Origin of the sequence: Polaromonas sp. A23, from assembly GCF_002001015.1 — a bacterium.
Taxonomy (GTDB): domain Bacteria; phylum Pseudomonadota; class Gammaproteobacteria; order Burkholderiales; family Burkholderiaceae_C; genus Polaromonas.
On sequence record NZ_MUNO01000018.1, the window covers coordinates 259621 to 279409 of the forward strand.

Annotated in this window: 19 protein-coding genes; all 19 read left to right on the forward strand. The window is 64.5% G+C overall.

What is annotated here, in order from left to right:
- Nucleotides 1-69: 69 nt before the first annotated feature.
- The 19 genes from B0B52_RS10135 (at nt 70) to B0B52_RS10225 (ending at nt 19700) form a co-directional block, all read left to right on the forward strand.
- A complete protein-coding gene (locus tag B0B52_RS10135; protein ID WP_077593496.1) occupies nt 70-1275 on the forward strand; it encodes a CaiB/BaiF CoA-transferase family protein in 1206 nt (401 codons plus the stop codon).
- 58 nt (nt 1276-1333) lie between these two features.
- Nucleotides 1334-2365: an AraC family transcriptional regulator gene (locus tag B0B52_RS10140; protein WP_077593497.1), complete on the forward strand. Its 1032-nt coding sequence runs from the start codon at nt 1334-1336 to the stop codon at nt 2363-2365.
- A gap of 211 nt (nt 2366-2576) precedes the next feature.
- A complete protein-coding gene (locus B0B52_RS10145; RefSeq protein ID WP_174575486.1) occupies nt 2577-3761 on the forward strand; it encodes a lipid-transfer protein in 1185 nt (394 codons plus the stop codon).
- 56 nt (nt 3762-3817) lie between these two features.
- Entirely contained in the window at nt 3818-4675 is an 858-nt protein-coding gene (locus B0B52_RS10150; protein ID WP_077593499.1) for an ABC transporter ATP-binding protein, read from the forward strand.
- Nucleotides 4672-5400 (forward strand): ABC transporter ATP-binding protein, encoded by a 729-nt coding sequence (locus B0B52_RS10155; protein ID WP_077593500.1) that lies wholly within the window; start codon nt 4672-4674, stop codon nt 5398-5400. The genes B0B52_RS10150 and B0B52_RS10155 overlap by 4 nt, the downstream gene beginning before the upstream one ends.
- Complete coding sequence (locus tag B0B52_RS10160) at nt 5397-6269, forward strand: branched-chain amino acid ABC transporter permease (protein WP_077593501.1); 873 nt, start codon at nt 5397-5399, stop codon at nt 6267-6269. The genes B0B52_RS10155 and B0B52_RS10160 overlap by 4 nt, the downstream gene beginning before the upstream one ends.
- A 2-nt stretch (nt 6270-6271) precedes the next feature.
- Nucleotides 6272-7222, forward strand: coding sequence for a branched-chain amino acid ABC transporter permease (locus B0B52_RS10165; protein WP_077593502.1), 951 nt, complete (start codon nt 6272-6274; stop codon nt 7220-7222).
- Entirely contained in the window at nt 7219-8424 is a 1206-nt protein-coding gene (locus B0B52_RS10170; RefSeq protein ID WP_077593503.1) for an ABC transporter substrate-binding protein, read from the forward strand. Before B0B52_RS10165 ends, B0B52_RS10170 begins: the two co-directional genes overlap by 4 nt.
- Before the next feature lie 7 nt (nt 8425-8431).
- Nucleotides 8432-9394 carry a nitronate monooxygenase family protein gene (locus B0B52_RS10175; protein WP_077593504.1) on the forward strand — a complete coding sequence of 321 codons (963 nt, stop codon included), beginning with the start codon at nt 8432-8434 and terminating at the stop codon, nt 9392-9394.
- A complete protein-coding gene (locus tag B0B52_RS10180; protein ID WP_077593505.1) occupies nt 9385-10941 on the forward strand; it encodes a long-chain-fatty-acid--CoA ligase in 1557 nt (518 codons plus the stop codon). Before B0B52_RS10175 ends, B0B52_RS10180 begins: the two co-directional genes overlap by 10 nt.
- A 99-nt stretch (nt 10942-11040) precedes the next feature.
- A complete protein-coding gene (locus tag B0B52_RS10185) occupies nt 11041-11484 on the forward strand; it encodes a MaoC family dehydratase N-terminal domain-containing protein (RefSeq protein WP_077593506.1) in 444 nt (147 codons plus the stop codon).
- A 7-nt stretch (nt 11485-11491) separates the two neighbouring features.
- On the forward strand, nt 11492-11923 hold the full coding sequence (locus B0B52_RS10190; protein ID WP_077593507.1) for a MaoC family dehydratase: 432 nt from the start codon (nt 11492-11494) through the stop codon (nt 11921-11923).
- 27 nt (nt 11924-11950) lie between these two features.
- Nucleotides 11951-12775: an SDR family NAD(P)-dependent oxidoreductase gene (locus B0B52_RS10195; protein WP_077593508.1), complete on the forward strand. Its 825-nt coding sequence runs from the start codon at nt 11951-11953 to the stop codon at nt 12773-12775.
- Nucleotides 12772-13968 (forward strand): acyl-CoA dehydrogenase family protein, encoded by a 1197-nt coding sequence (locus B0B52_RS10200; RefSeq protein ID WP_077593509.1) that lies wholly within the window; start codon nt 12772-12774, stop codon nt 13966-13968. The genes B0B52_RS10195 and B0B52_RS10200 overlap by 4 nt, the downstream gene beginning before the upstream one ends.
- Nucleotides 13969-13998: 30 nt before the next feature.
- The gene (locus tag B0B52_RS10205) at nt 13999-15681 is read left to right on the forward strand and encodes a long-chain-fatty-acid--CoA ligase (RefSeq protein ID WP_077593510.1); all 1683 of its coding nucleotides are present in this window, start codon (nt 13999-14001) and stop codon (nt 15679-15681) included.
- A 31-nt stretch (nt 15682-15712) separates the two neighbouring features.
- Complete coding sequence (locus tag B0B52_RS10210) at nt 15713-16513, forward strand: SDR family oxidoreductase (RefSeq protein ID WP_077593511.1); 801 nt, start codon at nt 15713-15715, stop codon at nt 16511-16513.
- 29 nt (nt 16514-16542) lie between these two features.
- Nucleotides 16543-17340, forward strand: coding sequence for an enoyl-CoA hydratase/isomerase family protein (locus B0B52_RS10215; RefSeq protein WP_077593512.1), 798 nt, complete (start codon nt 16543-16545; stop codon nt 17338-17340).
- Nucleotides 17341-17476: 136 nt separating this feature from the next.
- Entirely contained in the window at nt 17477-17905 is a 429-nt protein-coding gene (locus B0B52_RS10220; protein WP_077593513.1) for a PaaI family thioesterase, read from the forward strand.
- 145 nt (nt 17906-18050) lie between these two features.
- Nucleotides 18051-19700, forward strand: a complete 1650-nt coding sequence (locus tag B0B52_RS10225) for an alkaline phosphatase family protein (RefSeq protein WP_077593514.1) — start codon at nt 18051-18053, stop codon at nt 19698-19700.
- The last annotated feature ends 89 nt before the right edge of the window (nt 19701-19789 follow it).

Below are 19789 nucleotides of genomic sequence, written 5' to 3' on the forward strand. Positions count from 1 at the left end.
AGCGGTTTGAACGCTCCTGCCATTGCCGGGGTACCTAGACTGAGCCGCCGCAGTTCCTGAAAGCCTTTCATGCCCAATTCTCCCGATTCTTTTTTGCCAGAAAATCCTCCCGCCGCGCGTGGCGCTCCCCTGCAGGGCGTGCGCGTGCTGGACCTGACGCGCCTGCTTCCCGGCCCCATGTGCACGCTGCACCTGGGTGACCTGGGTGCGGACGTGATCAAGGTGGAAGACACGGGCGCGGGTGACTATGCGGCCGAAGCGGTGCGCACCCTGGTCAATCGCAACAAGCGCGCGATCTGCATCGACCTGAAGCAGCCGGAGGGCGTGGCCGTGCTGCTGCGCCTGTGCGAGCAAGCCGATGTATTGGTTGAAGGATTTCGTCCTGGAGTGATGGAACGGCTTGGTGTGGGCTACGCGGCGGTGGCACGGGTCAATCCGCGCATCGTTTACTGCAGCCTCAGCGGCTACGGCCAGACCGGCCCTTACCGCAACGCGCCGGGACACGATGTCAACTACAGCGCGTTTGCCGGCGTGGCCGACCAGATGGGCAGCGACGCACAGTCGCTGGCCTTGTCGAATGTGCCGGTGGCCGACCTGCTGGGCGGCTCCATGACAGCCGTCATGGGCATCCTGGCCGCACTGTTTGACGCCGCGCGGGCCGGCGCCGGGCGCCATGTGGACGTGGCCATTGCCGACGGCTTGCTGGCGCATGCGGTGGTGCCGCTGGCCGGGTTCAATAGAGACGGCCAGACGCGGCCTGCCGGCGGCGACAAGCTCACCGGCGCCTTGCCCTGTTATGCGATGTATGAAACATCCGACGCGCGTTTTGTGGCGGTGGGGGCACTGGAAGAAAAATTCTGGAAAGCCTTTTGCGAGCTGATTGAACGGCCCGACCTCGCGCAGCATCATCACCCCATCACACCGGCCCAGGCCAGCCTGGTTCGCGCGGAACTCAAAGCGGTCATCGGCGCTCAGTCTCTGGCCTGGTGGACAGAGCGGCTGCGCGGCACGGATTGCTGCGTGACCCCGGTGCTGACCCTCGAAGAGACGCTATCCAACGAGCAATTCCTGGCGCGCGGCATGGTGCTGCGCAGCACGGCAGCCGACGGCCGGCCCTTTGCCCAGCTGGCCTGTCCGGTCAAGATGACGGGTTTCGAATTTGCCGTGCGGCACCCGGCACCGCGCCAGGGGCAGCAAACCGGCGACATCCTGCGCGAGGCAGGGTATACCGAGGAGGAGGTGCGGGCCATGCGCGGACAAGGTGCGGTGGCCTGATGCCATGCCGCCGGAACTTTTGTTTGGCGCTTGCTGCGCCGGCTACTAAACTGGGCTGATGGCGGCACCGATTACCCACCACACCATTGCCATCGCGCAGGTGATCCAGATCGTGCAGGGCGCCCGCCAGCACGGGCTGGATGTGGATGCCATCCTCAAGCGATCAGGCATTGCTCCGGCCCTGCTCGACTCCCCGTTGTCACGTGTCACCCAGGGCCAGTACGCGGCGCTGATCATTGTCTTGCGCCGCGTGATGCACGATGAGCTGTGGGGCCTGTGCCGCCACCCGCTCAAGCTGGGCAGTTTCGTGCAGTCCTGCCGCCTGCTGGTGCAATGCCGCACGCTCGGGGAGGCGCTGCATACCGGCTTCCAGTTCTACCACCTGATGCTCGACGACTTCGTGCCCCGCATGGCGGTGAGCCAGGGTGTGGTGTCGGTCCGGCTGGTGTCCCGTGGCGAAAGGGATACCGCACTGGCCTACGCAGAGCGTTCATTCTGCTTTTTTTCCTATGGCCTGGCTTCTTGGCTGGTTGCGCGGCGCATTCCGCTGCTCGATGTGACGTATCCCGAGGCCGATGCCCCGTACACCACCGATGCTGAACGGTTGTTCCAGGCGCCGGTGCGTTATGGGCGTTGCAGGCTGGGCTTTCGTTTTGATGCGCGCTGGCTGGACCTGCCGGTGGTGCAGAACACACAAAGCCTGAAGGAGTTTTTGCTGCAGGCGCCGGCCAGCCTGCTGGTCAAGTACCGCGACCAGTCCAGCCTGACCGAGCGCATCCGCCGTCTGCTGCGACGCCACCTCGCGGCGGAAATGCCTTCGCTCGAGGCTGTCGGCCAGGCGTTGGCCATGACGCCGCAAACTCTGCGCCGCCGCCTGCGGGATGAAGGGCAGGGCTATCAGGCGATCAAGGACGACCTGCGCCGTGACGTCGCCATTGAGTACCTGGGCCAGCCCGAACTGACCTTGCCCGACATCGCCCTGCACCTGGGGTTCTCCGAGGCCAGCACCTTTCACCGTGCTTTCAAGGGCTGGACCGGCCTGTCGCCCGGGGTTTATCGGCAAACCCACTTGCCGCCACCCGGTGCCTGATTGTTTGCGCGCCGGCCGGGGCTGACCTGTCGCCGAGTCCCGTGTCGCTTTGATCTTTTTTGCCAATCATTTTGAATACTTCGGCGATTGTTCCGGCTCCTGCGTCCGCCCACACTCCAGTCATGCACCACAAGCTTTCAGGAGATGCCATGAATTCCAGATCCCGCCATGCCTTGTCCCAGCCCACCCGGAGGGAGGCCGTATGAGCCGCATGCAAAGAGCCGTTCACGTCGTGGGTGTCGGCATGATCCCGTTCACCAAACCCGGCGCCAGCGAGCCCTACACCGTGATGGGCGCGCGCGCAGCCAAGCTTGCACTCGACGACGCCGGCGTGGACTACGCCGAGGTTCAGCAAGCCTATGTCGGTTATGTCTACGGCGACTCCACGGCCGGCCAGGCCGCGATCTACGGTGTGGGCCTGAGCGGCATTCCGGTGTTCAACCTGAACAACAACTGCTCCACCGGCTCCAGTGCCTTGTTCCTGGCACGCCAGGCCGTGGAAAGCGGCGTGGTGGAATGCGCGATTGCACTGGGGTTTGAGCAGATGGTGGCCGGCCCGCTCAAGGGCGCCTACGATGACCGTCCTTCGCCGATGGGGCGGTTTGCAGAAGCCATGTTGGCGCACCAGGGCTACCTGGAAAATACACCGCGTGCGGCCCAGTTCTTCGGCGGCGCCGGTCGCGATTACATGAAGCAGTACGGCATACGCGCCGACACCTTCGGCCGCATTTCGGTGAAGGCGCGCCAGCACGCCGCGCGCAATCCCCTGGCCGTCTTCCGCCAGACCCTGACGCTTGACGAAGTGATGGCATCACCCGCCGTGTTTGATCCGCTGACGCGTTACCAGTGCTGCCCACCGACCTGCGGCGCGGCGGCGGCCATCGTCTGCTCGGCCGATTTCGCCAGGAAGCACAAGCTCGACATGCGTGTCGTCATCGCCGCCCAGGCCATGACCACTGACACGGCCAGCACCTTTGAAAGCGGCGACATGCGCAAGGTGGTTGGCTATGACATGACGGCCGCTGCCGCAAAGCAGGTCTATGAGTCAGCCGGCATCGGCCCGGAAGACCTGGACGTGGTGGAACTGCACGACTGCTTCACCGCCAACGAACTCATCACTTACGAAGGCCTGGGGCTGACACCCGAAGGCACGGCCGAAAAATTCATCATGGACGGTGACAACACCTACGGCGGGCGCATCGTCACCAACCCTTCGGGCGGTTTGCTCTCCAAGGGCCACCCGCTGGGCGCGACCGGCCTGGCGCAATGTGCCGAGCTAGTGTGGCAACTGCGAGGGCAGGCCGACCAGCGCCAGGTCGAAGGCGCGCGCCTGGCGCTGCAGCACAACCTGGGCCTGGGCGGCGCCTGTGTGGTCACGCTGTACCAGGCGGTTTGAGGCGGTATCGAGAAAACGCGTAGCGCACGCGACAGTGCCGCGCAAAAGGAGACAAAATGAAACATGACGGGTCGAGCGGACCGCCTCGAGCGCCTACGCTGTTGCAGGTGCGCGAAGTGACGCTTCGCTTCGGCGGCGTCGTCGCACTCGACGGCGTGTCGTTCGAAGTCGAACAGGGCCAGATCTGCGGCCTGATCGGCCCCAATGGTGCCGGCAAGACCACGCTGTTCAATTGCCTGTCGCGCCTGTACGCCTGTGATGGCGATATCCGTTTCGCGGGGCAAACTCTCGCCCGGCTACCGCGGCACCGCATGGCAGACGCAGGCATCGGCCGTACCTTTCAGAACCTCGCGCTGTTCCGCAGTCTCACTGTGCGCCAGAACATACTGGTGGGCGGCCATTGCCGACGGCGTGCGGGCTTTCTGGCGCATGCATTGCGCCTGCCCGTGGTGGCGCGCGAGGAGGCGCTGCACGGGCGGCGCGCCGACGAACTGATCGACTTGTTGGCGCTCGGCGACGTGGCCCATGTACCGGTGGCGCTGTTGCCATTCGGAACGCAAAAACGCGTCGAGCTGGCGCGTGCGCTGGCGGCGTCCCCCCGGCTGTTGCTGCTCGATGAACCGGCGTGCGGGCTTAATCACGAGGAGGTCAAACAGCTGACCGCGCTGCTGCGCGAAATCCGGCAACGCTTCGCGCTTACGGTCTTGCTTGTTGAACACCACATGGGCCTGGTGATGGCTCTGTCGGACAAGATTGTCGCGCTTAACTTCGGCCGCAAGATCGCCGAAGGCACGCCCAGCGAAATGCGTCACAACCCCGAGCTGATCGAGGCTTACCTGGGCGTATCGCCATCTGCCGCCCAATCGTCTGGGGAAGCTCGTGCCCCAGAGCGCAGCACGGAGGTCATCCAATGAGCGAAGTTCTCCTCGACGTGCGCGGCCTGGAAGCGGGCTACGGCCCGACCCGCGCTTTATTCGGCATCGACCTGCAAGTGAACGCGGGTTCGATCACGGCGCTGCTGGGCGCCAATGGCGCGGGTAAGACGACAACGCTTCGCGCCCTGTGCGGCATGATCCGCCGGCAAGGCCACGTCACATTCGCCGGCCAGCGCATCGACGGCATGGCCACCGAGGACATCGTCCGACTGGGCGTGGCGCATGTGCCCGATGGGCGCGGTACCTTCACCGGACTCACCACCGAAGAGAACCTGCGGATGGGGGCCTGCACACGGCGCGACAAGGCCGGCGTGCGTGAGGACTGCGAGCGCTTCTACGAATACTTCCCCCGGCTGAAGGAACGGCGCCACCAGCAGGCCGGCACGCTGTCCGGTGGCGAGCAGCAGATGCTGGCCATCGCACGCGCGCTGATGCTGCGGCCGCGGCTGCTGCTGCTGGACGAACCGTCCTTCGGGCTGGCGCCGCTAATGGTGCAGGAGATTTTCCGCATCATGGGGCTCATACGCGAAAGCCAGAACGTCGCCATTTTGCTGGTGGAGCAAAACGCCTCCCTTGCGCTGGAACTGGCCGACACGGCCTATCTGCTGGAGACCGGCCACATCGTGCTTGCTGGAACGGCCGCGGCGGTGCGCAGCAACGACGCCGTGCGAAGCGCCTACCTGGGTGGAGATCAATCCCTATGAACGCATTCCTTTCGCAACTGCTGGCGGGTCTCGCCACCGGCGGCATCTACGCCAGCATGGCGCTGGCCCTGGTGATGATCTACCGCAGCACCCACCACGTGAACTTCGCACAGGGCGAGATGGCGATGTTCTCGGCATTCTTCGCTTCCATGCTGATTCAGGTGGGCTGGCCCTACTGGGCGACCTTCTTCGCGACAGTGGTTTTCGCCTTCGCGATGGGCGCGGCGATCGAATTGGTACTGATCCGGCGCCTGCGCAACGCACCCATCTTGTCCATCGTGGTGGTGTTCGTCGCGCTGCTGGTCATCCTGCACAGCCTGGCGGGCTGGCTGTTTGGCTACACGATCCGGTCGTTTCCAAGCCCGTTCGGCGAGAACGCCTGGTACGGCAGCACCCTGTTGTCGCCGCACCAGATCGGCGCCATCGGCATCACGCTGCTGATGCTGGCACTGGTCTATGTGTTCTTCCGCTTTTCGCCCCTGGGTCTTGCGATGCGGGCCACCGCGGAGAATCCCGTGTCCAGTCGCTTGGTCGGCGTGCGGGTCAACCGTATGCTGGCCCTCGGCTGGGGACTCGCCGGTGCCATCGGCGCGGTCGCAGGGATGATGATTGCGCCGGTGGTGTTCCTGGACGTGCACATGATGTCCGGTGTCCTGATCTACGCATTCGCCGCAGCGGTGCTGGGGGGCATCGCCAGCGCGCCGGGTGCCGTGGTTGGCGGCTTCATCGTCGGCGTACTGGAGAACTTGCTGGGCACCTACGTGGTTGGCTCGGAGCTCAAATTGTCCGTGGCGTTGGTGCTGATCATCGGCGTACTGGTGGTGCGCCCGTCCGGCCTGTTCGGCAAAGCTGTTGTGGTGAGGGTCTGAGCATGAGACCACGACTTCTCCTGGCCGCGTTGATCGCCGCAGCCTGCGTGCTTCCCTTTGTCCTGCCGAACTACATGGTATTTCAGATGACCATGGTGCTGGCCTATGCGCTGGCGCTGCTCGGTCTCAACTTGCTGGTCGGCTTCAATGGCCAGATTTCGCTGGGCCACGGCGCATTCTTTGCGCTGGGCGCCTACACGGCAGCCATGCTGATGGAACACGCGGGCTGGCCCTACTGGGCGACGATTCCTGCCGCGGCACTGGCTGGCGGCATCGTCGGTTACCTGTTCGGGCTGCCCGCCCTGAAGCTCGACGGCGTGTACCTGGCGATGGCTACCTTCGCACTGGGCGTCGTCACGCCGCAACTGCTCAAGTACAAGGGCCTGGAGGTGTGGACCGGTGGTTCGCAAGGCCTGGTGCTGCTCAAGCCTGATGCTCCTTTCGGCTTGCCGCTGAACCCGGACCAATGGCTGTACTTCTTCTGCCTGGGCGTCGCAATAGCGCTGTTCGTGGTCGCGCACAACCTGTTGCGCGGCGCCATGGGACTGAACCTGGTAGCGGTACGCGACCACCCGATCGCGGCCGAGGCCATGGGTGTGAATAACGCGCGCATCAAGAGTGTCACCTTCGGCATCTCCGCCCTGTACACCAGCGTGGGCGGCGCACTGTCCGCAATTGTGGTGCAGTTCGTCGCGCCCGACAGCTTCAACGTATTCCTGTCGATCACCTTGCTGGTAGGCGCCGTGGTCGGTGGGCTGTCGTCGCTGTCCGGCGCCTTGTTCGGTGCGGTGTTCATTCAATTCGTTCCGCGCTTCGCGGAACAGGTGTCCAAGGCCGCGCCCTGGGCCGTGTACGGCGTCATCCTGCTGGTGCTGATGCTGCTCTGGCCCGCGGGCGTAGCTGGCGGCATTGCACGGCTGCGTACCTGGTTTTTTTCAAGGAGACAAACATGAAGACAATCGCTCTCGCACTCACGGTGGCCCTGACTCTGGCCTGCAGCAGCGTCTCGGCTCAGAAGAAGAAATACGACCCCGGCGCCTCGGACACCGAAATCCGCATCGGGCAGACCATGCCTTACAGCGGGCCGGCCTCGATCTACGGTGAAGTGGGCAAGACCCAGGCGGCCTACTTCCGCATGGTCAATGACCAGGGCGGCGTCAATGGCCGCAAGATCAACTTCCTGAGCCTGGACGACGGCTACTCGCCGCCCAAGACGGTGGAGGGTGTGCGCAAGCTGGTCGAGCAGGACGAAGTGCTGCTGCTGTACGGCATGTTCGGCACGGCCACCAACAGCGCCATACACCGTTATGTCAACGCAAAAAAGATCCCGCACCTCCTGCTCCTCACAGGCGCTTCGAAGTGGAACGATCCGCAGAAAAACCCCTGGAGCATGAGCTTCTATCCCGACTATCCGTCCGAGGCAAAAGTCTATGCCCGGCAGATCCTGGAAACCAAGCCAGGCGCCAAGATCGCCGTGCTGTACCAGAACGACGACTACGGACGCGACTACCTCAAGGGCTTCAAGGAAGGTCTGGGCGCCAAGGCCAAGGCAATGATCGTGGCCGAGGCGTCGTACGAACTCACCGACCCCACGGTTGACTCGCAGATCGTGCAGTTGCGCGGGTCCGGCGCGGACGTGCTGGTCAGTTTCAGCACCGCCAAGGCGGCGATACAGACGCTGCGCAAGGTGCATGACACCGGCTGGAAGCCGACCCACTATTTGGCCCAGGGCGCCGCGCTGATCGGCGCGGTATTCAATCCCGCGGGGCCGGAGAAAGCCGCCGGCGTCATTTCCACCGCCTACTCCAAGGACCCGAACGACAAGCAGTGGGAAAACGATGCTGCTTTCCAGGACTGGCTGGCCTTCATGAAGAAATACCGGCCCGAGGCAGATCTCCGTCTGGGCTCGCACGTCTATGCCTACTCCAGCGCACGCCTGATGGTGGACATCCTGCGTGCCTCCGGCGACACCCTCACGCGTGAGAACGTGCTGAAGCAGGCCGCTTCCATCAAGGCCGTGCAATTGCCCATGTTCCTGCCTGGTGTGGTGGTCAGCAGCGGGCCGGACGACTACCGCCTGATCAAGTCCCTGCAACCTGTTACTTTCGACGGCAAGCGCTGGAACAAATTGGGCAGCTTTGTCTCGATCAACTAGAAAACCCATGCATCCTTCATTCAAGACTCTGCGGCTACCGGTCATTGCCGCGCCGCTGTTCATCATCAGCACGCCGCGGCTGGTGATTGCACAGTGCAAGGCCGGCATCGTCGGTTCGATGCCGGCACTCAATGCCCGCCCGGCCGAGCTGCTGGACGACTGGCTCGCCGAGATCACCGAAGCGCTGGCTGCGCACGATCGTGCCAACCCGGAGTCGCCGGCGGCGCCCTATGCCATCAACCAGATCGTGCACAAGAGCAATGACCGGCTGCAACGCGACATGGAAGTCTGCGCCAGGTACAAAGTGCCGATCGTCATCACCTCTCTGGGCGCGCGGCCCGAGATCAACCAGGCCGTGCACAGCTGGGGCGGCATCGTGCTGCATGACGTGATCGACGATCGCTTCGCCCGCAAGGCGGTGGAAAAGGGCGCCGACGGCCTGGTCGCCGTGGCGGCGGGAGCCGGAGGGCACGCAGGCACCACCAGCCCGTTCCCGCTGGTGCAGGAGATTCGCCGCTGGTTCAAGGGACCCCTGGCCTTGAGCGGCGCCATTGCGTCGGGCAACGCCATCTTGGCCGCGCAAGCGGCGGGCGCAGACTTCGGCTACATCGGCTCGGCCTTCATCGCCACCGAGGAGGCACGGGCCGATGACGCGTACAAGCAGATGATTGTGGAGAGCAGCAGCCGCGACATTGTGTACAGCAACCTGTTCACCGGCGTGCACGGCAACTACCTGCGCGGGTCTGTGGTGCGGGCGGGGCTGGATCCCGATGCGCTGCCGCACAGCGAGGCCAGCCAGATGAACTTTGGCAGCGACCGCGTCAAGCCATGGAAGGACATCTGGGGCTGCGGTCAGGGCATAGGGGCGATCGAGCAGGTTTTGCCGACCGAGGCTTTGGTGGCGCGGTTGCAGCGTGAATATCAGTCGGCGCGCGAGCGCCTGAGCCTGGAGACACTGGTATGTATCTGACGCAAGGCTTGCACCGCACATTGCAGCAGCGCCCGGGCGCCGTGGCAACCGTGTTCGGCCAGCGCCGGACAAGTTTTTCGGGACTGGCAGGCCGCGTCGCCCGGGTGGCCGGCGCGCTGGCGAAGCTCGGCGTAACGAGCGGCGACCGCATCGCCTTGCTGGCGCAGAACAGTGACCGCTATGTCGAGGGCCTGCTCGCTGTCTGGTGGCTGGGCGCAGTGGCCTGTCCGCTGAACACGCGCTGGAGCGTACCGGAGATCGCTTACGCCCTGAACGACTGCGGGATACGCGTGCTGGTGGTTGACGACACGTTCGCGCCATGGGTTGCGGAACTCAAGGCCCAGGCACCGGCGCTGGGCCCGGTCATCCACGCCGGCGAACAGGCCACGCCTGAGGGGCTGCTGGCCTGGGAAGATTTGATCGCCGCTGGTGAGCCGCTGGAAGACGCACGTCCGGCCGCCGACGCACTGGCGGCCATCCTCTACACCGGCGGCACCACCGGCACGCCCAAAGGCGTGATGCTGTCCCACGCGAACTTCTGGATCTCGTCGGTAGCGCGCATGGCCGAAGTACCGAACCCGGCACACGCCGTGAGTCTGCTGGTGGCGCCGTTGTTCCACGTGGCGGGCCTGGGCCGTGTGGTGTCGCAAATCGTGACCGGATCGACCAGTGTGCTGCTGCCGTCGTTTCGCGCCGAAACCGTGCTGGCGACGCTGCAGGACGAGCATGTCAGCGATGTCGTGCTGGTGCCCAGCATGCTGCAGATGCTGCTGGATCATCCGTCCTTTCCGTCGTGCGACTTGCGCCACCTTGATCGCATCATTCACGGTGCGTCGCCGATCTCACCCGGGCTGCTGGAGCGCGCCATGAAAGCTTTGCCGAATTGCGGATTCCAGAGCGCCTATGGCATGACCGAAACCGCAGCCACGGCCTGCAGCAATGGGCCTTACCGCTGGAGCGAGGGCACGACGCTGGGGCCGCACGAGCTGGCGGCGGGGCGGGTGTGTTATGGCAACGAGGTACGCGTGGTCGATGTCGGCGGCCGCGAGGTGCCCTGCGGCACGGTGGGCGAGATCACGATCCGCGGCGCCAACGTCATGCAGGGGTATTGGAACAAGCCGGCGGAGACCAGCGCGGCCCTGCGCAGTGGCTGGCTTTTCACTGGCGACGGCGGCTTCATGGACGAAGCCGGTTATGTGCACGTCGTCGACCGCGTCAAGGACATGATCATCAGCGGCGGCGAGAACGTCTATTCGGCCGAGGTGGAGGGGGCGCTGTCGCACCATCCCGCGGTGGCTGCCTGCGCCGTCATCGGAATCCCGAGCGCCACATGGGGTGAGGCGGTGCACGCCATCGTCATATTGCGCCCCGGCGCGTCGTCCAGTGACGAGGAGCTTCGAGCGCATTGCCGCACCCGCCTCGCAGGCTACAAATGCCCCAAGAGCATCGAGTTTCGCGACGCCTTGCCACTGTCACCGGCAGGCAAGGTGTTGAAGACCGTGCTGCGGGAGCCATTCTGGAGTGGCAATGCGCGACAGATCAATTAAGGCTGCAGCGCTGCACGCTTCAGGCATCACCTTACACAACTCTCAAGGAAGTTCCATGACAAGAATGTCACGCTGTACCAGGCGGTTTGAGGCGGCGCGATGATAGACCGCCGCTACATCGGGCACACCATGCCGGCCTTTGCGGTCGGTGTCGAGACAGGGCGGTTGCGGTTTTTCGCCAAGGCCACCGACCAGTCGGACCCTGTCTATATTGACGAGGCCGCTGCGAATGCGGTAGGTTATCCGGGCCTGCCCGTGCCGCCTACCTTTTTCTTCTGCCTGGAGATGGAGTCACCCAACCCGGCCGCTGTTCGCGACCTGCTGGGTCTGGATTACCGCCGTCTGCTGCATGGTGAACAAGGTTTTACTTATCACACCATGGCCTTTGCCGGTGACACGCTCACCTTCGAGCAGCGCATCGAAGACATCTACGACAAGAAAAACGGCGCACTCGAGTTCGTGGTGCGCAAGACCCGTGTGAGCAACCAGCGCGCGGAGCTGGTGGCCGAACTGCGCTGTATCACGGTGATGCGCAATGACTGAGATTTCCATGACAACCATCAAACCCACACCCGTTTTTGATGAGGTGCAGGTGGGCGACTCCCTGCCTTCGTTTGAAACGCCGCCGATCTCGCGCCTGGCGCTGGCCCTGTACTGCGGTGCGTCCGGCGACCACAACCCCATCCATGTGGACAGCGATTTCGCCAAGTCCGCCGGCCTGCCTGACGTGTTTGCCCACGGCATGTTGTCCATGGCCTGGCTGGGGCGTCTGCTGACCCACTGGGTGGCCCAACCGGCCATCCGCACGTTCAGCGTGCGCTTTTTATCGATCACCCATGTGGGTGAAAGCATCACCTGCACCGGCAAGGTGGTGGAAAAGTTCGAGCAGGGCGGTGAGCGCTGCGTGCGGCTCGAGGTCAGCACCACCAGCCAGGGTGGCCAGGTCAAGCTGGCGGGTGAAGCCGTGGTCGTTCTGGTCTGAAGCGTGAATGGATTCAAGGAAAAAAGCATGAAAAAACTGGATGGCAAGGTGGCCTTGGTATCGGGTTCGGGTCGCGGCATTGGCCGTGAAATCGCGCTCAAACTCGCGGCCGAAGGTGCGCGCGTGGTGATCAATGACCTGGACGCCGAACCGGCGCAGCAGACCGTTGCCGACATCGTGGCGCGCGGCGGCCAGGCCGTCGCCTGCGTCGGCAGCGTGACCGATGCCGACTTTGGCGCGCGGTTTGTCCAGCAGGCGCTGGACAGCTTTGGCGGCATCGACATCATCGTCAACAATGCCGGCTACACCTGGGACAACGTGGTGCAGAAGATGAGCGACGAGCAGTGGGAGGCGATGCTGCAGGTGCACCTGACAGCGCCATTCCGCATTCTGCGCGCCGCCTCGGGCTTTATCCGCGAGGCTGCCAAGAAGGAAGCCGAAGCCGGCCAGATGGTGTTCCGCAAGGTGGTCAACATATCTTCCACTTCTGGTGTTTATGGCAACGCCGGCCAGGCCAACTACGCGGCGGCCAAGGCCGGCATCAACGGCCTGACCAAGGCGCTGGCCAAGGAGTGGGGCCGCTACAAGGTCAACGTCAACAGCGTGGCCTTTGGCCTGATCATGACGCGCCTGACCGAAGCGCCGGCCGATGCCGACGCCAGCATCGACATCGCCGGCCAGCAGATCAAGGTGGGCGTGAATCCACAGGTGCTCAAAAACGCCGAGGCCCTGATTCCGCTGGGCCGTGGCGGCACACCGGAAGAAGCCGCCGGCGCGGTCTACATGTTCTGCATTCCGGAATCCAACTATGTGAGCGGGCAGGTGCTGGTCTGCGGCGGTGGACGTCCATGAGTTCCCCGCCGGTCCACGGAGCCCCCCGCACGGCCGGCATACGGCCTGCGCCGCGTCCCTGGATGGATGCCGACCTGGAGATGCTGCGTGACACCGCGCGCAGGTTCTTCGAGCGCGAATGTGTGCCGCACGAAGCGCGCTGGACGGCGCAGCATCACGCTGACCGCGATATCTGGAAAAAAGCCGGACAGGCCGGCCTGCTCTGCGCCAGCATTCCCGAGGAATACGGCGGTGGCAGCGGCAGTTTCCTGCATGAAGCCGTGATCTGCGAAGAGCAGGCCACCGCCATGGTTGCCGCTTTCAGCAACAACGTGCACAGCGGCATCGTGGCCCACTACATCCTGGCCTATGGCAGCGAAGCGCAAAAGCGGCGCTGGCTGCCGCGCATGGCCACCGGTGAGCTGGTGGCCGCCATCGCCATGAGCGAGCCCGGCGCAGGTACCGACCTGCAGCGCATCAAGACCAGCGCCCAGCGTGACGGCGGCGACTACCTGATCAGCGGATCCAAGACTTTCATTACCAACGGCCACCATGCCAACCTGGTCTGCGTTGCCGTCAAGACCGATACTGCGGCCGGTGCCAAGGGCGTGTCCCTGGTGATGGTCGAAACCGATGGCCTGGAGGGTTTCCGCCGTGGCCGCCTGCTTGAAAAACTCGGCCAGAAGACGATGGACACCACCGAGCTCTTTTTTGACGGCATCCGCGTGCCCGCAGACAATCTGCTCGGCGGCGAGGAAGGCCGGGGCTTCACCCAGCTCATGCAGCAACTGCCGCAGGAGCGGCTGCTCATTGCCGTCGGCGCCGTGGCGACCATGCACCGCGCCATTGCGGAAACCACGGACCACGTCCGTCAGCGCGAAATCTTTGGCAAACCCCTGATGGCCCTGCAGAATACCCGCTTCAAGCTGGCCGAATGCCAGACCCAGGCCACGGTGGCGCGCAGCTTCGTTGACGACTGCATCGGACGCTTGCTGCGCGGTGAACTTGATGTGCCCACCGCAGCCATGGCCAAATGGTGGACCACGCAGACCAACTGCCAGATCGTCGACGAGTGCCTGCAGCTGTTCGGTGGTTACGGCTACATGACCGAATACCCGATCAGCCGGCTGTATGCCGATGTGCGCGTCGGCAAGATCTACGGCGGCGCCAATGAGGTCATGAAGGAGATTATTGCCCGCGCCATGGACCGGTAGTGCTGCACCGAGAACAAAGAGAGACAAGACATGCCTGCCCCCCATCACCGCTTCTGGCCCAAGGGCATCCCGCACGAGCTGCGTGTGCCGCGGGTCAGCCTGGTCCACTACCTGGACGTGGCGGCCCAGCGCTACCCCGACAAGCCCGCCATCGTGTACTGCGGCGCGGTGCTCACTTATGCCGCACTGAAGACCAGGGTCGATGCCATGGCCGCCTGCCTGCAGCAGCGCCTGGGCGTGCGGCGCGGCGACCGCGTGTTGCTGGTGAGTCAGAACTGTCCGCAGTATGTGATTGCCCATTTCGCCGTGCTGCGCGCGGGTGCCGCAGTGGTGCCGGTCAACCCCATGAGCACCGCGCATGAGCTGCGTTACTACCTGGCCAACAGTGGCGCCAAAGTGGCGTTTGCCGCCCAGGAACTGCTGCCGCAGGTGCTGGCCTGCACGGCCCCGGCGCTGGAAGGTGGTCTCGAAGCGGTGCTGGTACACGCCTACAGCGATGGCGTGCCGGCTGCCGGCGGTGATGAGCTACCCGACTGGGTGCTTGCGCCGCGCTTGCCCTTACCCAGTGCTGTTTGCCACGGTTTTGAAGACGTACTGGCGCAGCCATGGCCGCCCTCCGATGACCTGAGCGAGCACGATGGCCTGGCGGTGTTGCCCTACACCTCGGGCACCACCGGCCACCCCAAGGCCTGCATGCACACCCATGCCACCGTGCTGGCGTCCAGCCAGGCGTCGCAACGGTGGAAAGAGCTCAACACCGATTCGGTTTACCTCTGCGTGGCGCCGCTGTTCCACATGCTGGGCATGCAAAACGGCATGGTGGTACCGATCACGCTGGGCGGCACCGTGGTGATGATGCCGCGCTGGAACCCGGTGGTGGCGGTGCGCCTGATCGAGCGCTACCGCGTGACGGCGTGGACCGCGCCGCCGGCCATGGTGATCGACTTTTTTGCGCAGCCGGAAGCCTTGCAGCGCGACCTGTCCAGCCTGTGCCTGCTGTCCGGTGGTGGTGCGGCCATGCCCGAGGCGGTGGCGGCCATGCTGGACCAGCGTTTCGGCCTGAGTTACAACGAAGCCTACGGCCTGTCGGAGACCGCCGGCTTCCTGCATGCCAACCCGCTGCAGCGCTGCAAGCGCCAGTGCCTGGGCATGCCCACACAGGGCGTGGATTCGCGCATTGTGGATCCGCTCACGCTGCAGGAGTTGCCCCAGGGCGAGGTGGGCGAGCTGGTCACCCGCGGTCCCCAGGTCATGACGGGTTACTGGAACAACGACGAGGCCAACCGCAGCGCGTTTGTCGAGATCGCCGGCGAGCGCTTCTTCCGCACCGGTGACCTGGCGTATGTGGACGAGGAAGGTTACTTCTTCATGCGAGACCGGCTCAAACGCATGATCAATGCCTCGGGTTTCAAGGTCTGGCCGGCCGAAGTGGAAAGCGCCATGTATGAACATCCCGCCATCCACGAGGCCTGTGTGATCGGGGTGGAGGACGCGAAACGCGGCGAAACCGTCAAGGCGCTGGTGGTGCTCAAGCCCGGCCAGCGCGGCCAGGTGTCCGAGCAGGACATCATCGACTGGAGCCGCCAGCGCATGTCGGTCTACAAGGCGCCGCGTATCGTCGAGTTCATGGACAGCCTGCCCAAGTCGGGCACCGGAAAAATCCTCTGGCGCGAACTGCAGGAGGCGCAGCGCGAGCTTGCAGTCCGACCATGAGCACCTTCTTTTTTTGACAACAGGACTTCGCATGGACATCCATGATTTCAAGGGCCGTGCCGTTTTTGTGGCCGGCGGCAGCAGCGGCATCAACCTGGGCATAGCCAAGGCCTTCGCGGCGCGCGGTGCCCATGTGGCCATTGCCAGCCGCTCGCCCGAACGGGTGGCCGGGGCGGTGGCCGAACTGCGCGGCTTGGCCGCCGCCGATGCGCGCATCGAAGGCTACAGCGCCGACGTGCGCGATGCCGAAGCGATTGCTGCAGCGCTGGCCCAGGCCCATGCCGCCATCGGCGACTTCGATGTGCTGGTGTCCGGCGCCGCAGGTAATTTTGTTGCGCCTGCACTGGGCATGTCGGCCAAGGGTTTTCGCACCGTGATCGACATCGACCTCAACGGCACCTTTCATGTGCTGCGCGGTGCGCATGCGTTTCTGCGCAAGCCGGGCGCCTCGGTCATCAGCATTTCGGCACCGCAAGCCTACAACCCGACCATGTACCAGGCCCATGTGTGTGCCGCCAAGGCCGGTGTGGACATGCTCACCCGGGTGCTGGCGATGGAGTGGGGGCCCGAAGGCATTCGTGTCAATTCGATTGTTCCCGGCCCGATTGGCGACACCGAAGGGGTGCGCCGCCTCGCGCCCACGCCCGAGGCGCTGGCCCGCATGGCCGCTTCTGTGCCGCTGGGCCGCATGGGCACCACCGCCGAGATTGCGGACATGGCGCTGTTCCTGAGTTCGCGGCACGCACAGTTCGTGACCGGTGCCGTGATTCCCGTGGACGGCGGCAGCTCGCTGGCCGGCGGCCGGGACCTGGGCGCTGCATTGGCCCACTGACAAGCTGAAACCAAAAGAAGAGAAACATCATGCCCAACACATTCAAGACCCTCCGCTTTGAAGTGGTCGACCAGGTGGCCACCCTGACCCTGGACAACCCCACCAAGCGCAACGCACTCGACGCGGCCATGCGCGAAGAGTTTTCCGAGGTGGTGCGCCTTGTGCGAAGCGACCGCGGCATACGCGCGCTGGTCCTCACAGGGGCCAACGGGCATTTCTGCTCAGGCGGTGATTTGCGCAACATTGCCACAGCGGGGCTGGACAACGCCGGCTGGCGCAACCGCATGCAGGACCTGCACGCCTGGCTAAGCGAGCTGCTCACGCTGGACCGGCCGGTGATCGCGGCGGTCGATGGCGCGGCCGCAGGCGCGGGCTTCAGCCTGGCGCTGGCCGCCGACTTCGTGCTGGCCACGCCGCGCGCGCGCTTCTGCATGTCCTTTCTCAAGGTGGGCCTGGTGCCTGACTGCGGCGCCTTTTACAGCCTGCCGCGTTTTGTCGGCGTGCAGCGCGCCAAGGAACTGATGCTCTCTGCCCGCGACGTCGACGGCGCCGAGGCCCTGAAGCTGGGTCTGGCCATGGAGCTCCACTCGCCCGAGCAACTGCTGGCGCGCGCGCAGGCCATGGCGGCCAGCTTTGTTCATGCGTCGCCCCTGGCCGTGAGCCTGGTCAAGCGTGCGCTGGCGGACTGGGGTGCCGAGCTGCCGGCTTTGCTGGATCAGGAAGCCAACGCCCAGGCCCTGGCCATGGGCAGCCCTGAACATCGCACCGCGGTTAACCGCTTTGTCAACAAGGAAGCGCCGCTGTTCCAGTGGCCTGTCTTGCCATGAATGCTCCTAAAACAATAGCTGCTTGCGACCGTTCCGTAAGGGCTGGATGCCTATTTGATTGCATAAAAGCAGACCATGAAGCCAGATGCAGGCGTTTAGGCCAGGATCATCAAGGACGCCAACATTCGGATCAACCATGACAACTGCAACAAGAGCCGCACCTGACAGCCCGGCCGCCGACACCTCCGCCCTGTTCGTCCAGGTGGCCTTCAACCGCCTGCTCGACCTGCGCCGCGAGTTTGCAGAAGCCGGCGTGGCGCGCCTGAGTCTGCAGGCGCGGCCGGAATTGACCAACAACTTCCATGTGCTGCATGGCGGCGTGATCATGACCATGCTGGACGGCGTCATGTCCAGCGCGGCACTGTCAAAGTCGGGCTTCACGCGTGCTGTTGTCACCATCGACATGTCAACCAGCTTCATCAAGCCGGCGCGCGGCCGGCTCGTGGCGCACGGGCAAGCCGTTGGTGGTGGCCGCTCGGTCTGTTTCTGTGAGGCACGCATCGAGGACGAAGCGGGCGAGCTGGTCGCCAAGGCCATGGGCACTTTCAAGTACGTTGATCCCTGATGGGTAAACGCTGGAAGGACCGCCACCGACTCGAAGTTCACGCTCGACACCGCAGCGCTGGCCATGGCGGTGGCCTGTTCGGGGATGCTTCGCGCAAGGGGTGAACCCGGTTGCCACCGGCAGCTAAAGCTCGTAGGCTGTCGCGATGAAAACCATTCGCATCTTCCGCCTGTTTTGCGTCCTTCTTGTCGCCGCAACGCTTGCGGCCTGTGCAGGTGCACCTGGGGTGGCGCCCCGGCCCAAGCTGGTGGTGTTTCTGGTGGTCGACGGCTTGCCGCAACGCCAGATCACCAGCTACCGCGACCAGCTCGCGCCCGATGGCCTGGCGCGCTTCCTGGACCGAGGTGCCTGGTTTGCTGACGCGCACTACGGCCACGCCTACACCGTCACAGCGGCCGGACACGCAGCCATGCTGACCGGCGCTTATCCGCATCGCACCGGCATCATCGGCAACGACTGGCGCGATGTGGCTACCGGCGCGCAGGTCTATAACACCGGCGATACAGGTGCGACCTACATCGGCCACACCACCCAGGCCCTGGACGGTACCAGCCCGAAAAACCTGAAGGTGGAAACGTTGGGCGACGTGCTGCGCGGTGTTGACGCGCGCAGCAAGGTAATCGGCATCTCGGGCAAGGACCGCGGTGCCATCCTGCCTGCCGGCAAGCGCGGTACAGCCTACATGTTCATGGGCGCCAGTGGCCAGTTCGCTTCGACCACCTACTACATGAAAGAGCATCCCGCCTGGGTAAACACCTTCAATACCGGCAAACCGGCCGACCGTTACTTCAAGACCGATTGGAAGCCGCTGCTGCCGGAAGCCGCCTATGCGCGTTCCATTCCCGACGGCCAGATCTGGTTCGGCCCGCGCGGAGGCAAGCTGCCGATGATGATGGGCGTGCCCGCCGACGACGCGCCAAGCCCTGCGTTCTACGCGGCCTTGCTGCGCAGCCCGTTTGTCGATGCGCTGTCGCTCGACTTTGCGCGCGCCGCCATTGCCGGCGAGCAACTGGGTCGCGACGACGCGCCCGACATCCTGTCGGTGAGCCTGTCCGGCCACGACTATGTGAACCACGCCTGGAGCGCTGAGTCGCGCCTTTCGCACGACCATCTGCTGCAGCTTGACCGTTTGCTCCAGGCCTTTTTCCGCGACCTCGACAGCACGGTGGGCAAGGGCAACTATCTCGCCGTGCTGACGGCCGACCACGGCTTCATGCCGGCAGCTGAACACAGCCAGTCGCAGGGGTTGTCGGCAGGGCGGACGTCAAGCACCCAACTGCTGAACCGCGTGAACGATGAGTTGCAGCGAAAATTCGGTGTGCCCAAGCTGGCCGCCTTCCTTTCGGCTTCCGCGCTGGTGCTGGACCGCCAGTTGCTTGCACAGCGCAGCCTGGACTTCAACACCGTGGCGGATGCTGCAAGAACCCTGCTGCTGGCCGACCCCATCATCGCCGCGGCCTACACCCGGCGTGAGCTGGAAACCGGAAGCCGCACCGGCGAACCGTTCTTCGGGCAGATGCGCAAGACCTGGCACAAGGACGTGTCGGGCGACGTGCAGTACGTGCTCAAGCCCCTGTGGATGTTTGGCCCCCCCACCTCGGTCGCTACCCACGGCTCACCACATCCTTACGACACCCATGTGCCCATCCTCATGTACGGGCCGGCCTGGGTGAAACCGGGCCGCATCGACAGCCGGGTCGAGGTGGTGGACATTGCCCCCACCCTGGCGCGCCTGCTGGGTGTGGCGGTGCCGTCGGCGGCTGAAGGCAAGCTGCTGCCGCTGCTTGCGCCCTGAACTGGATTTCAGAGTCAAAAAGGCGAATAGCCCCTTACGGACGGGCGCAAGCAGCTATCAATAAGGTAGCAAATGGAAATTGCGGACCA

Excerpts from the sequence above, each read along its gene's own strand:
- B0B52_RS10155 (WP_077593500.1), top strand. The coding sequence starts at position 4,672 with ATGAGCGAAGTTCTCCTCGACGTGCGCGGCCTGGAAGCGGGCTACGGC.
- B0B52_RS10135 (WP_077593496.1), top strand. The coding sequence starts at position 70 with ATGCCCAATTCTCCCGATTCTTTTTTGCCAGAAAATCCTCCCGCCGCG.
- B0B52_RS10150 (WP_077593499.1), top strand. The coding sequence starts at position 3,818 with ATGAAACATGACGGGTCGAGCGGACCGCCTCGAGCGCCTACGCTGTTG.
- B0B52_RS10170 (WP_077593503.1), top strand. The coding sequence starts at position 7,219 with ATGAAGACAATCGCTCTCGCACTCACGGTGGCCCTGACTCTGGCCTGC.
- B0B52_RS10225 (WP_077593514.1), top strand. The coding sequence starts at position 18,051 with ATGAAAACCATTCGCATCTTCCGCCTGTTTTGCGTCCTTCTTGTCGCC.
- B0B52_RS10185 (WP_077593506.1), top strand. The coding sequence starts at position 11,041 with ATGATAGACCGCCGCTACATCGGGCACACCATGCCGGCCTTTGCGGTC.
- B0B52_RS10220 (WP_077593513.1), top strand. The coding sequence starts at position 17,477 with ATGACAACTGCAACAAGAGCCGCACCTGACAGCCCGGCCGCCGACACC.
- B0B52_RS10195 (WP_077593508.1), top strand. The coding sequence starts at position 11,951 with ATGAAAAAACTGGATGGCAAGGTGGCCTTGGTATCGGGTTCGGGTCGC.
- B0B52_RS10190 (WP_077593507.1), top strand. The coding sequence starts at position 11,492 with ATGACAACCATCAAACCCACACCCGTTTTTGATGAGGTGCAGGTGGGC.
- B0B52_RS10205 (WP_077593510.1), top strand. The coding sequence starts at position 13,999 with ATGCCTGCCCCCCATCACCGCTTCTGGCCCAAGGGCATCCCGCACGAG.
- B0B52_RS10140 (WP_077593497.1), top strand. The coding sequence starts at position 1,334 with ATGGCGGCACCGATTACCCACCACACCATTGCCATCGCGCAGGTGATC.
- B0B52_RS10145 (WP_174575486.1), top strand. The coding sequence starts at position 2,577 with ATGCAAAGAGCCGTTCACGTCGTGGGTGTCGGCATGATCCCGTTCACC.
- B0B52_RS10175 (WP_077593504.1), top strand. The coding sequence starts at position 8,432 with ATGCATCCTTCATTCAAGACTCTGCGGCTACCGGTCATTGCCGCGCCG.
- B0B52_RS10200 (WP_077593509.1), top strand. The coding sequence starts at position 12,772 with ATGAGTTCCCCGCCGGTCCACGGAGCCCCCCGCACGGCCGGCATACGG.
- B0B52_RS10180 (WP_077593505.1), top strand. The coding sequence starts at position 9,385 with ATGTATCTGACGCAAGGCTTGCACCGCACATTGCAGCAGCGCCCGGGC.
- B0B52_RS10210 (WP_077593511.1), top strand. The coding sequence starts at position 15,713 with ATGGACATCCATGATTTCAAGGGCCGTGCCGTTTTTGTGGCCGGCGGC.
- B0B52_RS10215 (WP_077593512.1), top strand. The coding sequence starts at position 16,543 with ATGCCCAACACATTCAAGACCCTCCGCTTTGAAGTGGTCGACCAGGTG.
- B0B52_RS10160 (WP_077593501.1), top strand. The coding sequence starts at position 5,397 with ATGAACGCATTCCTTTCGCAACTGCTGGCGGGTCTCGCCACCGGCGGC.
- B0B52_RS10165 (WP_077593502.1), top strand. The coding sequence starts at position 6,272 with ATGAGACCACGACTTCTCCTGGCCGCGTTGATCGCCGCAGCCTGCGTG.